This window comes from Paenibacillus sp. FSL E2-0178 (assembly GCF_038593005.1).
Lineage (GTDB): Bacteria > Bacillota > Bacilli > Paenibacillales > Paenibacillaceae > Paenibacillus_AQ > Paenibacillus_AQ phytohabitans.
Genome location: NZ_CP151953.1, coordinates 7,974,703 through 7,989,870, shown reverse-complemented (window position 1 = coordinate 7,989,870; position 15,168 = coordinate 7,974,703). Strand labels below are relative to the sequence as shown.

Here is a 15,168-nt window from a genome sequence, read left to right as displayed (position 1 = left end):
TCTCTCATCTCAACCCTTCTCTCACATTGTCCATCATCCGCTGGCGTGCGATTTTTCCGCTGCTGGTATAGATGAACTGTTCCACAGGAACGAGCTGCCTGGGCACCTTATAGCTTTCAAGATATGGACGGCAGTAATCCCTGATCTGCTCCAGACTGAGCTGCTGTTCTCCGCTCCACTCAATCAATGCCGTTACCTGCTCTCCCCACCGCTCATCCGGCTTGCCGAATACCATAACCTCGCGGACCGCCGGAATACGTCGCAGCACACTCTCCACTTCTTCGGGGAACACCTTGAGTCCCCCGCTCTTGATCATGTTGCTGGCACGGCCAGCCAAGTGCATATGCCCGTTCTGATCAAGGAGCATGTAGTCGCCCGTACGCAGCCAGCCCCCGCGAAACACGCGTGCCGTCTCTTCCGGCAGCAGGTGATACCCGGTGAACATCATTTCACTCCGGATATACAGCTCACCAACCGCACCCGGAGGCAGCACACGAAACTGCGCATCTCGGATAGAAATATGCACGCCGTCGAACGGTTTACCTAAGGAATCTGCCTCCTCCTCGCCGGTTATTTCAAGATAGCTGATGTAACTGGCCTCCGAGGAGCCGTAATACTCATAGAGCTTCGTCTCCTTGAACAACTCATGGCATCTTTGTTTCAACGTCACTGGCCACTTGCCCCCAGAGCTGATTATGGCCTGTATTGATACCGGGGCCGTGGTTGCAGCGGCCTGCCGGACCAATGCATCAATCATCGCAGGCACAACGAACAGGACCATATCAGGTTCATGGGAGCAGAGATTCAATACGCTCACAGCATCGAATACGGGCAGCAGATGAAAAGTCGCCAGACTATACAGGGATTGCATCATGGCAAACAGCGACAGGGAATGCACGAACGGCCCGGGTGCAAGTACGTGCTTCATACTATTCAGCCTGAATGCTTTCTCCGTCGCCTCAAAGCTTGTTAACCAGGACCGGTGAGTCCGCATGTACCCTTTGGGGAGACCGGTTGTGCCTGATGTATACCCGATGAACAGCAATTCCGGGTTCTCCTCTGCAGCGGCATCCGGCGCGAAGGCAGACAGCCAAGAGCTATAGCTGCCGATGCTCTGCTCCCCGCCGAAGTATAGCTGCGGAATTTCTTTATAACGTGCTGTGAAATCAGCCGCAAAACGCGCTTCACCAACAATCAGTCCGGGCTCACACTGCCGGATAACCTTATCCATCTCCTCCGGATGCCATTTGGGGTCCATCAGCACGGGAACACATCCCGCATAGATGGCGCCGAGAACAAACTCGGCGAACTCCATACGGTTACCGGATACAACAGCAATATTCCGCTTTATGTGTCCGCCATGCCGCAAACCGTTTGCAACCTGTTGTACCAGCCTCATCAGCTGGGTGTAGGAGCGTTCTTCCCAGCCGTCCGTGATCGCAATGCGGGAAGGGGCAGCCTGTCCACGTTCTAAAATGTGCTGTACAAGGTTCATGGGTATGCTCACACCCCCGCTTGATCTTCAATGGGGCTGATTTCTTTCAGCTGCATCGTTATGACGGCCGCAATAACCGCTTTGATCATGTCTCCGGGAAGAAAGGCCAAAGCCCCAATCAGTCCGGTCCAGACCGGTGTATCTGTAATTAAGGCCATGACGGGTGCGCCAATCAGATTCACCAGCAATACGCCAAAGATCAGGTTGACGGCTATCAGTTTCCAGATGCGGACCCTGCGCCAGATTTTCTCGGAGCACCAGCCGATGAAGCCTGCCGCGACCAGCCAGCTGAATATGTATCCGGCAGACGGTCCAACGAGCAACGCCAGTCCGCCGCGCCCGCCGGTCAGTACCGGCAATCCGAGGGCTATGAGAATGATAAAAACAACCAGACTGAGGATCCCCATCCGTCTGCCCAGAAAACAGCCGGCCAGCATGACCCCAAGCGTCTGGGCAGTGACCGGAACAGGAATGAAGCCAAGGGGCAGGGGCGGAATCATGCCGAGCACCGCGATGAGTGCAGCGAATAATGCGGCATATACAAGTTCTTTTGTCTTCAAGATATTGACCTCCATTGGATAAAATAAAGGTTGTGCTCTGGTTAAAGAATACAGCCAGTACGCTGAATTATAATGGAGACTCATTCTATTGTAAACCAATTAAATTAATTTGGTTCACAATACAGCGAAAATAACACCTTCGTTTTCCTATTGTTATCTAAGCATGTTAATATAATCGAATAGGATTGATCGGAACGTAATATTTCTGGAGGGTTATTTCCATGACAGTTAAAGAACAAATTCTATCCTTGCTGGGCAGCAACAAAGGCGGTTATATATCCGGCGAGGAGATTGCAGGGCAGTTATCCGTAACACGCAGCGCAGTCTGGAAAGCCATCAAGTCGCTGCAGACAGACGGTTACTCCATACAGGCTGTAACCAATAAAGGGTATTCCTTATCCCCACTAACGGATATTTTATCTGCCGGTGCCATTTCGAAACACCTGAAACCACAGGGTCAACAGCTGCGCCTTGAGGTTTACAAGACTATACCTTCAACGAACGAAGCAGTAAAAATCCTGGCCGCAACTGGAGAGGCTGAAGGGAAAGTGATCCTCTCGGAAGAGCAGACTGCCGGCCGCGGAAGAAATGGCCGGCCCTTCTTTTCCCCGCGGGGAACGGGCATCTACATGAGCATCCTGCTGCGCCCCAAGCTATCTGCGGCAGAATCCATTCTTCTGACGACCTCCGCTGCAGCCGCCGTTGCCCTGGCCATCGAGAGCGTATCCGGTAAAGACACGCAGATTAAGTGGGTCAATGACGTATTCATGGATGGCAAAAAAGTGTGCGGAATTCTCACCGAGGCTTCCTTATCATTGGAGAATGGCTTGCTGGATTATGCCGTTCTCGGCATTGGTATCAATGTAACCCTACCGGCGGCCGGCTTTCCTGACGGGCTTGGCGGGATTGCAACGTCTGTATTTTCCGAAAGCAATCATTATGATGATCTCCGCTGCCGGCTCGCGGCAGAAGTGCTGAATCATTTCATGGAATACTATGCGCATTTAACGGACAGACCGTTTCTCTCCGAATATAGACAACGAATCCTTTCCCTTGGTAAGCCTGTAACGGTGATGAAGGATAATAAACAACGCGGGGCGACAGCCATTGACATTGATAACGACTGCCGTCTGAAGGTCAGATATGAGAATGGTGACGAGGAGTATCTTTCAAGCGGAGAAGTCAGCATTACCATCTAGCCGCTGGCTGTATCAAATCCATACCGCAAAAGCGTAAAAGTGCAGATAGAACAAAGACAGATTCAGCAGCAGTCCAAGTATAGACAATTTGTTTCTAGAGAAAATCCCCAGCACACTGATGCAAATGGCGAACAGCAGGAAGAAGTATACCAGATAGATTAGAAAGTCTGCGTTAAGCGCCAAGACTTCCGAACCTGAATTATTTAGCCAGATTTCGTCGTACAGGCTCTTGTTCTTGCTGATTGTATATATCAAGAGACCACTGATACAAACCGAAGACAACAACACAGGGATAGCAGTCAAGCCTCTGATACTCTTCTGGTGTCTTCCCGAAGTCACTGACCATACACCATATACAACGAACACTACGGCAAGACAGACCAAGTACAGCTGATAGAAATATAACCCTTCTTCCCGGTCCCCGGTTCCGCCGCCATCCGGACCTGAAGCGTATAAGAGCAGATTAGTAATGACTAGTATAAAATTCAGGATTGCATATTTGATTGTGCTGCTTCCTATTCCCGCAAATTTGTTCATGATTACGCCCTTTCTTGCGATCGTAACTTTTACTGCATATCTATAATTCTCGGATTCCCTAAAATAAACCAATAATTCACTTCGTCGTACCCTATAATATTAGCTGTTACATTTAGACCTTTATGTATGTTCCGGTTCTTATAGTTTGTCTGAACGCCCAGCCTGCCTCATCCACTTCGAAATACCATCTTTCCTTACCGCTATGATCAAGCAGATATATCATTTGAGTTCTTTCCCCTTAAATAGTATGCGCAGATTAATCTTTAGGAGCAGCGTGGAGTGAATAGCGGAAATAGATGTATTTAGTGCAATTAAAAGGCGGCGAAAAACCGCATGTCTAGGAATAACTGCATTCTGTACAATTAAAAATAGGGAAATTGTTCTTTTACAGCAAAGAAGCCATTTATAAGTGTACAAAGTGCAATTAAAACTGTTCCGGCGCAGGAATGAAGCATTATAGTTGTACAAATTACAGTTATAATATGAGCGGTAATCCGGTTGCAGACAATCTGCAACTTGCAATCGAGGCAAGACGTGCTGCGAATCCGGAAGTTCTCCAGTTCAAGCTAAATAGTTAAATATAGAATAAACTTCAACATTTGATCCATCATTTCCTGCCAAAAGCACAAAAGACGCTAACCCGATGTATTTCTACATCCGTTAACGTCTTTGATTGAAGTGGATTACGTACGGCGCATATACGCACGCACCGTGATCGGAGCGAAGATGGCGACAATGACTGCCGCTCCGACGAGGGAATAGACCAGATCGCTGCCTACCGTTCCATTGTTGACCAGATTACGGACGGCAGTGACCAGATGTGAAATTGGATTGATGTTTACAAACCACTGCAGCCATTTCGGCATCGTATCAACCGGCACGAACGCATTCGAGAGGAAGGTTAACGGGAACAGTACAATCATCGAGATCCCTTGCACACTGGAAGCTGTCCGGGCGATTACACCGAAGAAAGCGAAGATCCAGCTGATCGCCCATGAGCATCCGATTACAAGTACCGCTGCAAGCGCAACATTTCCGATGCCGCCTTCTGGGCGCAAGCCCATGATGTAACCCATAACGAAGGTAAGAACAGTAGCAATGGTATAACGGATAGTATCTGCGAGCAGCGCGCCAGCCAGAGGAGCAATCCGTGCGATCGGCAGTGATTTGAAGCGGTCAAACACACCTTTCTCCATATCCTCCCGCAGCTGGACACCTGTGACGACAGAGGTCGTAATTACGGTCTGCACTAGAATACCAGGTATAATCACCGGCAAATAGCTTGCTACATCACCGGCAATTGCCCCGCCAAAGATATAGGTGAACATTAGCGTGAAGATGATCGGCTGGAACGTGACGTCAAATAATTGTTCCGGTGTCCGCCGGATCTTGAGCAGCCCCCTGTAGGCCATCGTTAAAGAATTGCGTACCGCCTGGCCGAAGCCTGTATGATTCTTCAGACGCCGTTCTGTCCCCGGCTTGATGAATGTACTCATGCCATTACCCCCTGTTTGTTCTTGGCTGATCCGGATGCATATCCGGCCTCTTCCTTCACTCCATCACCGGTTAAGGTGAGGAATACTTCATCGAGCGTCGGCTTCTGCACACTCATCTCCAGCAACGGAATTCCCGCCCCGCGAAGCGCGATCAGCAGGTCGGTTACCCGGTCAACATCGCCCATCGGCGCCATGATTTTTGCGGATTCTGACGATACATTGGACCGCACCTGAAGCACCCGCTCGACGATTAGACGGGCATTCCCCATATCCTGCGGGTTCAAGACCTTCAGATGCAGCGAGGAGTTGCCGACTGAAGCCTTCAATTCATCTACGGTGCCCTCTGCAACCACCTTTCCGGTGTCGATCACGGCAATCCGGTCAGCCAGCTGATCCGCTTCTTCCAGATACTGCGTGGTTAACAATACGGTTGACCCGGTCGATACAAGCCGCCGGATGGTGTCCCACATTTGATTGCGCGTCCGCGGATCAAGTCCGGTCGTTGGTTCATCCAGAAAAATGAGCGGCGGCTGCGCAATCAGACTGGCAGCCAGATCCAGCCGCCGGCGCATCCCGCCGGAGAAATTCTTCAGCGGACGCTTGGCCGCTTCCGTCAGGCCGAACTCTTCCAGCAGCTCTTCAGCCTTATTTCTCGATTCGGCGCGTCCCAGTCCGAGCAGTCTGGAGAAGATGATCAGATTCTCTGTTGCACTGAGTGACTCATCCACTGATGCATATTGACCCGTTACTCCGATTAGCTGACGCACGATCTGCGGTTCTTTAACCACATCATGTCCGAAGATACGCGCCGAACCTGCGTCAGGCCGCAGTAAGGTGGCCAGCATGCGGATTACTGTCGTTTTCCCTGCCCCGTTCGGACCCAGCACCCCATAGATCATGCCCGTGCCGACCTTGAGATCCACACCATCGACCGCGCGGTTGCTGCCGTACGTTTTGACAAGCCCCTGCGCTTCGATGGCATAGCTGCCAGTCTCCTGCGCTCTTCCTGATTGTTGTACTTGTTTCATCCCTTATTCCTCCTAGACAACTGAATGTATTAGGATGGTAACCGACTTTTTTAAACTGAATATAAACTTGCCTCTCATCCGCCGGATTGCTTTTCCCACGTCTTATTAAAACAAAAATCCGATCCCTTGGGATCGGACTGAAGAAGTACGCTTGCAGACGTACCCTTTAAATACAATATTATTAATCATAACCGCCCTCGGCTTCCGGCAATGCCTGGTACGCCTCCTTACCGGCTACGATGTCCGCGATGAAGTTCCGCAGCTCCAGCAGCTGCCCGGCATCTTCTGTAAGCTCACAAGTCTCACCGGACCAGCTCAAATCACGTGTAACTCCGTCTACAGTTATCTGCCAGCTGTCTTCCTGGTAAGGGGTGACGGCACAACTCTGCCTGGCGGGCACAAGCTCCATCGTCCCCAAAATGTTGATTTCCTTCATCTGGTCATAGATGCTGCGCATTTCATCCCCGGTCAGAGTAACATTCGCCGTCGCTGTCCCATTCATGATCAGATCCTTTACCACTATATCCTGATACGTATTGATCTCATTCTTGGTAGCTTCTCCATAGCCGTACCGGACCAGAAAGTCGAAATCTCCGGGCATTTGTTGCGGCATTTCCTGCTGCTCCGGAGCGGGTTCTGCTTCATTATGTGTATTACAGCCTGCTATAAGCAGTACTGCGAGCAGCAATAAGTATACCCGCCTCAATGAACTCACCTCCATAGGGAAACGTCTTAAGCTTGATATGAGCCTGTTATAATAGGATAATAATACCAATAATAACATTTCAATCACTAGAGGGAGGATATCTTTTTTGAAAAAAACTATCATACTATTAGCTTGTGTCTTCTTACTGGCAGCCTGTGAAGAGAATTCAGCAGGCGGGACAGTGAATGAAACTCAGGTTCAGCTGGATGCTCAGAAACTCGATTTCCTCCAAAAAGAGAATGAAGCGCTGAAAAATCTGCTGTCAGAACCGCCTTCGCAACCTCAGACTAAGGAGGCCGTTACTCCGGATACCTTTAAAGCCAGCGATCATGAGAACCGGCTGCTGGATTCAGTAACGTTCCGTAATCTGCAATACCGCTTTTTCAACAAATCTGCAGACAATTCGGCGGAGATCGGTGTAGCCAAGGTCGATGACGGCGCTGTAGAGATCTACTTTCAATTTACCAGAGAGAATGATATCTGGCTATTTGACGGGATGATTACCAATTAGGGTGATCTAAATAGGTTGAATAAGTGAACACCAACTCCTGATTCCGGTAATGCTGTTGCGTGATGATATCCGGTTCGATCTATAATTTCTTTTTCCTCTCAGTAATACGCCCGTTAGGTATATGTTCGATTCTGACCGCAAAAAGGCTGCCGGCCACAGATTTCTGCACACCGCCAGCCCCGCATATTATGCTTACCGCCAATTCTTCACTTCTACCCATGCTGCATCCGGGCCGCTCCGTTCAAATGCCGTACCTACAGCTCCTCTAAAAGGCTCCAGTAAGCCCGGGTCGCGGTCAATCAGATCGTACACATTCATGATCGCGGTATTCTTGGGATCACTCAGGTATGCTCCATCCTCATCCCCGGTGAATAGCCTCCATCCGCTGTCCTGCTCCCGTGTGGCTGCTTCACGGTACATCCAGCGAACCCCGCTGCCGGGCAGCATGCATTTCTTGGTCACCAGCGCCGCCTTCTCGCCTGCCTCGACCCACGCCGGGTCTCCTTCTCGCAGAATTGTCCGGGCAATATGTCTGGGCTCGAATTCCACGGTAGCTCCAGGTTGCAGTGTCTGTATCACTCCGGGCACATTCGTCAGCAGCCCCGTATAACGTCCGGTAACCGGATCTTGCCCGGTAATCTCCACCCACATCCGTTCAGCGCGGGGTTCTCCTTCTTTCGGGTTCGTCAGGATGAAATGCAGCCTAACCATTCTTCCTGGGTTCTGGGTCATCCGTTCTTGCCGGGAGGGAATAAAGAAAGAATTAGGATGCTGCCGGCTCACTTCTTCCACATCTTCCAAAGTCCATTCCATAACGTGTGCCTCCTAGTCTGTAGTGCTAGACTACCATTACCCCATTGCGGGAGACACGATTCATTTGGACAGGAAAATCCACCCATCTTAAGCTCAGGCACAGGTACAATTAAAGGAGTTTCGATTCCTGTACAGGTATCCATATTTCACTTTTGTACGCTGGCGAGGTTGTATCCTTGCTCTCATTCCAGAGGATCTCCGGCCCTTCGACCTGCTCGTAATTGGAAGAGGGAAACCATTCGGAATAAATCCGGCCCCAGATATTCTGGAGCGTATCCGGAAACGGCCCCACCGCTTCAAATACAGCCCATGTAGACGCAGGGACTTCAAGCTTGGCATAGGAGGGAGGACAGTCCAGTGTGGTAGCTACACCAATATAATGATCGAGCTCACCCCGTTCCTCCATCCGCCCTTCGGAGAAATTCACCGATGCGCTGATCATCCCCGCAGGAACGATGTTGGACAGCTGCTTCAGTTCTGTAATGATCTCCATATTGAGACTCTGCCACATCGCTGCGATTTCCGGATTCACTCCGTTGAACTGGATAGGCACCCTTTTCTTCAGTCCGACGATGCTAAAAGCCGCTTTCTCTTCCATACGGTAATTCATTTCACTGCCTCCTCTGATCGTTAATTGAAAAGTCATCCGAGGAAAGGCCTTCAGCGGTGTCCCTGCGCTTCTTGCTTCCGACGGCGTCACGCCGTGAACCAGCTGGAAGGCCTTGGTGAAGGCATCCGGTGAACTATAACCAAATTCCAGGGCCAGATCAATAATCCGCTGCTGGCTGCCCTGCAGTTTGAATGCGGCCAGTGTGAGACGTCTGCGGCGGATATATTCCGACAGCGGAATACCTGCCAGAAAGGAGAACATCCGCGTGAAATGATACTCCGAGCATAACGCCCGCCTCGCTGCCTCCCTGACATCCACCTCACCCTCCAGCTGCTCTTCAATATAGGAGAGTGCCGCGTTCATATTTTCGAGCAGGTTCATCGTTTATCACCCTTTCCTCACCATCAGATTAACAGCTATCCCAAGACCGGGTCCGACAGTTCCTGCACCAGATTGACGGGTACTGCCCCTGGAGCAGCAATAATTCTGCCATAATATAGTTGATATATATGAAGACAATCCGCTCTATTTTAATGATAATAAAGCATAGATACTATATAAAAAGCAATTTCCCACAGCGGGAAGACGGAGGGTTGAAATGAAGCTTATACCCAACTGCATAACGCTCAGCCGGACCTTGCTGGCACTCCTGCTGTTATGTCTTGAGCCGCTGGGCGCGGGCTTCACCGCTGTCTATATCCTGTGCGGATTCACAGATATGCTGGACGGGCCGATTGCCAGAAAAACCGGAACAACCAGCAGTATCGGCGCCAAGCTTGACTCCCTGGCTGACATGACGCTGGTAGGCGCCGCATTATATACATTGTATCCGTTCCTTGGACTTACACCCGGGGTTCTCCTCTGGATCATGCTGATCGCCTTAATCCGGGGTGCCTCCATGCTGACCGCACTGCGCAGATTCCGGACCTACGGCAGCATTCATACCTATGGCAACAAGCTCGCCGGACTCCTGTTATTTATCACACCTCTGCTGCTTCCGTATATTCATCAAGGTGTCTGGACTGCTGTTGTATGCACCGTAGCTACTATATCCGCTGTGGAGGAATTCATCATCCTTCTGAGCTCAAGCCAGCTGCAGCTGGACCGGAAGGGGCTGTATCGGCGGCGCTAATCTTCTGTTCATACACCCCAAAGAACCCATAACACGAACAACGGGTTCTCCGGTAACACTGCCTATTCTTCTATAATCCCGCACACCACGAATACTTAGCCAAAAGGTCCGGCATCCGCAAAGCTTCTGATTAACGCCTTGACCTGTCGTCTGGAGGTAACGGTGATGACTTGCTGATGAGCGCCGGCCTGCCGGAGTCTTGCAATGGTGTTGTCGCGGCTTCGTGTCTTGTAGTTCCAGACCCATTTCACGAACGCCCGGTCGAGCTTCTCCGGACAGCCTTCGTTCATATCGGGTCTGGTTTGGTTATGATACATCAGACGCCGCTTCACAATCCGGTACATGCATAAGAGCCTCGGCAAATCCAGAAAAATGATGACATCCGCCCGCTTGATCCTGATATCCATCGTCCTTGAGTAGTTGCCATCCATAATCCACTGCTCTTGATCCGTATATTGCCGGACCAGCCCGTCCCATTCCTCATCCGGCTTGGGAATCCAGCCCGGGCTCCAGAAATGGGAATCCAGATGCACAACCGGAAGATGGAGCAGACCGCCGAGCTGCCGTGCCAAGGTGGATTTGCCCGAGCCTCCTGATCCGAGAATTAGAATCCGGTTCATAAGTTCTCCCTGTCCAATATGACGTAACTACTATCCCTTCAATCCAGCTGCAAGTATTCCTTGATTCCATCCGCGATGGATGAGGCCACTGCTTCCTGGAACTCATTGGTCCACATCTTCGCCTCATCGCCCGGGTTGGTCAAATACCCCAGTTCCAGCAGCACGGACGGCATCTCCGTCTCCCGCAGCACAAAGAAGTTCGCAGCCTTGACTCCGCGGTCTTTGAGCCCGGTAGCCAGAATAACATGCTTATGTATAGTCTCGGCAAAAGCCAGTGATTCGTCATGATAATAAAAGGACTCCGTGCCCGATGCCGATGCATCCTCATAGGTATTACCATGGATGGAGATAAATAAATCTGCCGGAAGGTCATTCGCGAACTCCGGCCGGTACAGCTCATGCGTGGAAATGAAAGCATCCCCGGTCCGGGTTAGCTCAATCTGAAGCTGCGGATCATCCGCCAGCTTCGCTGCTATTGCCTGTGATACGCTGAGGTTGAACTCCTTCTCAAACCGTCCGCTCACAGAAGTCGCACCCGGGTCTTCACCGCCATGCCCCGGATCGATTACGACCTTGTATACAGGTCCGGAATACACCGGATCACTGCTTCCAGGCCCGCTTGTACGATCTGGTTCATGAATTGCCCGATTACCCGCCGCCGGAGCCGCAGCCAGACTTGAATCTGCGCTGTTCCCGCCTGAACCGTTACTGACGCCATCACTGCATGCCGCAAGCAGTAGCAGACTGAGCCATGCGGCAGCTATAATGTACATCTTCCTCATTCCGGTCTCTCCTTATCGCCTACTTCATATTCGTCTCCCCTTCCATTTCAGCATACCGGAGGCTGGATAGGCAAGACCTAATTCTGAAACGATACACGGACACCTATAGATTCTTATCCTTGCAAAAAAACTGATGGAGGCCTTTGTCATGGCTCCAATCAGTCTTTTGTTATTTCTATGCTATTTGGCGGGTGTATGCTCTGCTGCCTGCCCGGCATGACTAGATGAATTCAGCAAGACGAGCCCCCCGATAATGATAAGCAGACTAATACCGGTGAGCAGGTTGAAGGGATCATTCCAGATCAGGATGCCGATAAGTGCAGTCAGCGCCGTCCCTGCCCCGGACCAGATGGCATAAGCCAGGCTTAACGGTATGGTTCTGAGACTAATGGATAAGCTGTAAAAAGCCACACCCATTCCAATCACCACTCCGATAGACGGCAGCACAGTGCTGAATCCGTCGGAGAGCTTGAGCATCGTTGTGCCGAAGATTTCCGAGATGATGGCAATACTTAGTGCAAGATAACTTTTCACAGTTCAACCCTCCGTTGAAAGCTTCAGGAGCACCACACCGCCAATGATGAGGACTAGTCCTGCTACTTTTTTGACATTAAGACTTTCTTTATAGACCAGTACGCCAACCAATGCGGTTAACGCCGTTCCCACACCTGACCAGATGGCATAAGCCGTCCCGAGGGGGATCTCTTTCAGCGCGAGTGACAGATTGAAGAACGCCAGTCCCATGCCGGCGACCACCGCAATGGATGGAAGCAGTCTTTTGAACCCGTTCGATGCCTTGAGCATGGAGCTGCCGAAGACTTCACTCACTATAGCCAACGACAATAATACATAAGAATTCACTTGGGTTACCTCCTAATTAATCATCTCCAGCAATTTGCGGACAACCTTGTCACGCATTTCGCTGCTGAGATCGCCGATTCCAAAAACCTCCGATAACCACAAGCCGTCTACAGCCAACCGGACCATCGAGGAGATCACCGGATCAAGTCCATCGTTCTCAATGTTCTCCTGCCAGACGGAGTACTGTTTCCGAAGGTCCTCCAGCAGATCCCCGTTGCTAAAAAGCGCTGCGTTAAGCGCTACGTTCATGCCCTGCGCTTCCTTATCTGCTTCGACGGTGGACTGCAAATAGGCCCGGCTCCATTTCCCTTGATCCCGTGTATCCCGGGCTGCCCTATTCTGAACATCGGTTATGAATTCATTCGTTATCCCTGACACCATGCTATGAATTAAGGCGTCCTTATTCGGAAAATGATGCAGCAGTCCGCCCTTGCTCACCCCTGCTTCGGCGGCCACCGCTTCAAGCGTAAGCTTCTCAATTCCTTGATGCTTCACAACATTTGAAGCGGCTGCCAGAATCAAATTGCGTTTGGAATTGCTGTTCATGTGAATCACCCCTACATTTACTATACCGTCTGGACGGTTTGTTTGTCAAATGAAGGACAGGAGTAACGTCGCCCGGCAGAAGAATCCAACTGGAGTTTATGCATATGCGGCTTATCCGGCTTTTAGCAACTTTGGAGATTGTAGGCCACCACATGCTCCCCTCAGACTTCTTCTGGGGCAGCTCCCTCTGTACAGTTCCCCCCGGGAAATTAAGCGCAATACTACTCCTCATCCCCGCTTCCCGCCCACTTTCGGCGGATTCAGGGGCACTTTTGCCCCTCATTTCCGCTTCCCGCCTACTTTCGGCGAATTCAGGGGCACTTTTGCCCCTCATTCCCGCCTCCCGCCCACTTTCGGCGGATTCAGGGGCACTTTTGCCCCTCATTCCCGCCTCCCGCCCACTTCCAGCGGATTCAGGGGCACTTCTGTCCCTCATTCCAGCTTCCCGCCCACTTTTGGCGAATTCAGGGCCCCTCATCCTGCTAATCAGAGGGATTTATCCATTTGATTTTCCCATGCCAGCCACTTTCGGTGAAATCAGAGGGATTTATCCCTTTAATTTTCCCGTGCCGCCCAATTTCGGCGAAATCAGAGGGATTTATCCCTTTAATTTTCCCATGCCGCCCACTTTCGGCGAAATTAGAGGGATTTATCCCTTTGATTTTCTCATACCGCCCGCTTTCGGCGGGATCAGAGGGACTCCGACAAAATCACCTTCTTTCTTCAGACGGAGAAGGATCTGCCCCAAATTCCAATGAAACTTATCCCCAACAGACGAATATCATAATTTCCGGGCACCCCTTACACAGCAAAAAACGCCCATCCGCTGATGAGCGTCACGCAACCATTATTCCCGCGCTATTAATAAGAACTTGATTATCGGCCTGCTTATGATCCTGATAACAATCCCTTAATATAGCCGCTTAACTCTCGCGCCGTCTGCTGATGGGCCAGTAACCCCGGATGGGTTCTTGCTCCCGCCGTTTCGTCTGTCATATCCGGCAATTGAAACACTGACACTTTCTTGTCGCCAGTGGACTGGATATAAGCATCCACAGCACGGTATATCGCCGGCATCAGCGGAATGCCCAGCATGCCATACGCCCAGAGAATATGGGCAGTGTTGTTATAACGTCTCAGCTTGCCCAGGAATTTCACAACCGCCGCCTCAAAAGCTGCCAGATCCTCTTCATGGTAACTTCCATCTTCCTTCAGCCGCTGCTTATATCTCTGCCCGGTACCTTCATCCACCCATTCCGGGGAATGAAATGCACCGTTATCATTGGTGCCAAGATTAACGACCACGACATCCGGCTGCCAGGATTCGAAGTCGTTCACCTTATGCGCTCCGAGCGCTTCATTAAGCTCTCCGGTGAGCAGACCGCAGACTTGCTCGTAGATATCTGGAAGATTACCCTTCGGATTGTTATCCCAGCTGGTGAGCACACCCCATCCGCTCTGCGAAATTACCCGGTATTCTGCCTGTACTGCGTCTGCAGTCATAGCCGTATAATTATGTACTCCGCTGAACCAGGCCGGTATCCAGTCCAGCTCCTCCCGGGCTCCGATGACGCCTTCACCTGAAGTGATACTGTCGCCGATGAACTCAAGCCGGTAGGGCTTCGCTTCAACCGGCAGGAACGCTCCGTCTGTCCGGACCGCATGGAACTGCAGATAGCAGCCCGGGTCGCCGCTCATCGCCTGAACCTCTTTTACAATCCGGATATTCTTCACGGTGTCAGGGTTCATCCCGCGGAATACACAGATCCAGTGCCTTCCGGCATTCAGCATCTGTCTGCTGACCGGAACGGAGTTAATCAAGATACTGATCCAGGATTCGTATTGGTCATAGCCGGATTCCACCTCAATCCACAGCCCGGAAGCCTGGACATTCAGCTCGATGGCACTGCCCGTCCAGAATAACGTAACCGGGTCCAAGCCGCCGGTCGTTCTGCCGTGAATCTTCAAATGCTCGATTTCAGCCAGCCGCTGTACCTGTAAATGCGCGTCCCCGCTCATTCTGATCCCTCCCGCCTTGTGGCAATCGTGAAGCTGCGGACCTTCATCCATTTGCCGCCGACCCACTCGTCGATGGTTCCCTTCTTCGTCCGGACACAGAATTTATGCGCCGTCCCGCGGTCAAAGCCCGTTGCCTCATACAGCAGATCATCACCTTGCTGCCCTTTGAAGTACACCTGCTTCAGTCCGAGTCTGTTCAATAATTCCAGCTTCACACTTTCGGTATATTGCCGTGAGAATTCTTTTGACATCT

Annotated in this window: 18 protein-coding genes; 3 read left to right on the top strand and 15 right to left on the bottom strand. The window is 51.1% G+C overall.

Annotated features, from left to right (window positions below; genetic code table 11):
* Window positions 1-4: 4 nt before the first annotated feature.
* Window positions 5-1,495 (bottom strand): AMP-binding protein, encoded by a 1,491-nt coding sequence (locus MHI42_RS34455; protein WP_342422100.1) that lies wholly within the window; start codon window positions 1,493-1,495, stop codon window positions 5-7.
* An 8-nt stretch (window positions 1,496-1,503) separates the two neighbouring features.
* A complete protein-coding gene (locus tag MHI42_RS34450) occupies window positions 1,504-2,055 on the bottom strand; it encodes a biotin transporter BioY (RefSeq protein ID WP_342422099.1) in 552 nt (183 codons plus the stop codon).
* A gap of 221 nt (window positions 2,056-2,276) precedes the next feature.
* Here MHI42_RS34450 and MHI42_RS34445 point away from each other — a divergent pair, with 221 nt between their 5' ends.
* Window positions 2,277-3,254, top strand: coding sequence for a biotin--[acetyl-CoA-carboxylase] ligase (locus tag MHI42_RS34445; RefSeq protein WP_171716184.1), 978 nt, complete (start codon window positions 2,277-2,279; stop codon window positions 3,252-3,254).
* Between the two features lie 12 nt (window positions 3,255-3,266).
* Here the strand turns inward: MHI42_RS34445 and MHI42_RS34440 are convergent, their stop codons facing one another.
* From MHI42_RS34440 to MHI42_RS34425, 4 genes are all read right to left on the bottom strand, one after another.
* Window positions 3,267-3,791 (bottom strand): hypothetical protein, encoded by a 525-nt coding sequence (locus tag MHI42_RS34440; RefSeq protein WP_342422098.1) that lies wholly within the window; start codon window positions 3,789-3,791, stop codon window positions 3,267-3,269.
* Window positions 3,792-4,474: 683 nt separating this feature from the next.
* The gene (locus tag MHI42_RS34435) at window positions 4,475-5,287 is read right to left on the bottom strand and encodes an ABC transporter permease (RefSeq protein ID WP_171716186.1); all 813 of its coding nucleotides are present in this window, start codon (window positions 5,285-5,287) and stop codon (window positions 4,475-4,477) included.
* Window positions 5,284-6,315: an ATP-binding cassette domain-containing protein gene (locus MHI42_RS34430; RefSeq protein WP_171716187.1), complete on the bottom strand. Its 1,032-nt coding sequence runs from the start codon at window positions 6,313-6,315 to the stop codon at window positions 5,284-5,286. The genes MHI42_RS34435 and MHI42_RS34430 overlap by 4 nt, the downstream gene beginning before the upstream one ends.
* Before the next feature lie 181 nt (window positions 6,316-6,496).
* Complete coding sequence (locus MHI42_RS34425; RefSeq protein ID WP_342422097.1) at window positions 6,497-7,021, bottom strand: hypothetical protein; 525 nt, start codon at window positions 7,019-7,021, stop codon at window positions 6,497-6,499.
* Between the two features lie 106 nt (window positions 7,022-7,127).
* Between MHI42_RS34425 and MHI42_RS34420 the strand changes: the two genes are divergently transcribed.
* Window positions 7,128-7,532 carry a hypothetical protein gene (locus MHI42_RS34420; protein ID WP_342422096.1) on the top strand — a complete coding sequence of 135 codons (405 nt, stop codon included), beginning with the start codon at window positions 7,128-7,130 and terminating at the stop codon, window positions 7,530-7,532.
* 192 nt (window positions 7,533-7,724) lie between these two features.
* Here the strand turns inward: MHI42_RS34420 and MHI42_RS34415 are convergent, their stop codons facing one another.
* Together MHI42_RS34415 and MHI42_RS34410 are read right to left on the bottom strand one after the other, a co-directional pair.
* Complete coding sequence (locus MHI42_RS34415) at window positions 7,725-8,345, bottom strand: DUF2185 domain-containing protein (RefSeq protein ID WP_171716190.1); 621 nt, start codon at window positions 8,343-8,345, stop codon at window positions 7,725-7,727.
* 109 nt (window positions 8,346-8,454) lie between these two features.
* Window positions 8,455-9,336, bottom strand: a complete 882-nt coding sequence (locus MHI42_RS34410; protein ID WP_171716191.1) for an AraC family transcriptional regulator — start codon at window positions 9,334-9,336, stop codon at window positions 8,455-8,457.
* Window positions 9,337-9,553: 217 nt separating this feature from the next.
* Here MHI42_RS34410 and MHI42_RS34405 point away from each other — a divergent pair, with 217 nt between their 5' ends.
* A complete protein-coding gene (locus tag MHI42_RS34405; protein WP_342422095.1) occupies window positions 9,554-10,087 on the top strand; it encodes a CDP-alcohol phosphatidyltransferase family protein in 534 nt (177 codons plus the stop codon).
* A 95-nt stretch (window positions 10,088-10,182) separates the two neighbouring features.
* Here MHI42_RS34405 and MHI42_RS34400 read toward each other — a convergent pair whose 3' ends face one another.
* From MHI42_RS34400 to MHI42_RS34370, 7 genes are all read right to left on the bottom strand, one after another.
* The gene (locus tag MHI42_RS34400; RefSeq protein ID WP_342422094.1) at window positions 10,183-10,707 is read right to left on the bottom strand and encodes a DNA topology modulation protein; all 525 of its coding nucleotides are present in this window, start codon (window positions 10,705-10,707) and stop codon (window positions 10,183-10,185) included.
* A 38-nt stretch (window positions 10,708-10,745) separates the two neighbouring features.
* Window positions 10,746-11,489, bottom strand: coding sequence for an N-acetylmuramoyl-L-alanine amidase (locus MHI42_RS34395; RefSeq protein WP_342422093.1), 744 nt, complete (start codon window positions 11,487-11,489; stop codon window positions 10,746-10,748).
* Window positions 11,490-11,669: 180 nt separating this feature from the next.
* Window positions 11,670-12,023, bottom strand: coding sequence for an SMR family transporter (locus MHI42_RS34390; protein WP_171716196.1), 354 nt, complete (start codon window positions 12,021-12,023; stop codon window positions 11,670-11,672).
* A 3-nt stretch (window positions 12,024-12,026) separates the two neighbouring features.
* A complete protein-coding gene (locus MHI42_RS34385) occupies window positions 12,027-12,350 on the bottom strand; it encodes a multidrug efflux SMR transporter (RefSeq protein ID WP_342422092.1) in 324 nt (107 codons plus the stop codon).
* A gap of 12 nt (window positions 12,351-12,362) precedes the next feature.
* Window positions 12,363-12,896: a TetR/AcrR family transcriptional regulator gene (locus tag MHI42_RS34380; protein ID WP_342422091.1), complete on the bottom strand. Its 534-nt coding sequence runs from the start codon at window positions 12,894-12,896 to the stop codon at window positions 12,363-12,365.
* A gap of 888 nt (window positions 12,897-13,784) precedes the next feature.
* Window positions 13,785-14,915 carry an SGNH/GDSL hydrolase family protein gene (locus MHI42_RS34375; RefSeq protein ID WP_342422090.1) on the bottom strand — a complete coding sequence of 377 codons (1,131 nt, stop codon included), beginning with the start codon at window positions 14,913-14,915 and terminating at the stop codon, window positions 13,785-13,787.
* The gene (locus MHI42_RS34370; RefSeq protein ID WP_171716200.1) at window positions 14,912-15,166 is read right to left on the bottom strand and encodes a hypothetical protein; all 255 of its coding nucleotides are present in this window, start codon (window positions 15,164-15,166) and stop codon (window positions 14,912-14,914) included. The genes MHI42_RS34375 and MHI42_RS34370 overlap by 4 nt, the downstream gene beginning before the upstream one ends.
* Window positions 15,167-15,168 lie beyond the last annotated feature (2 nt).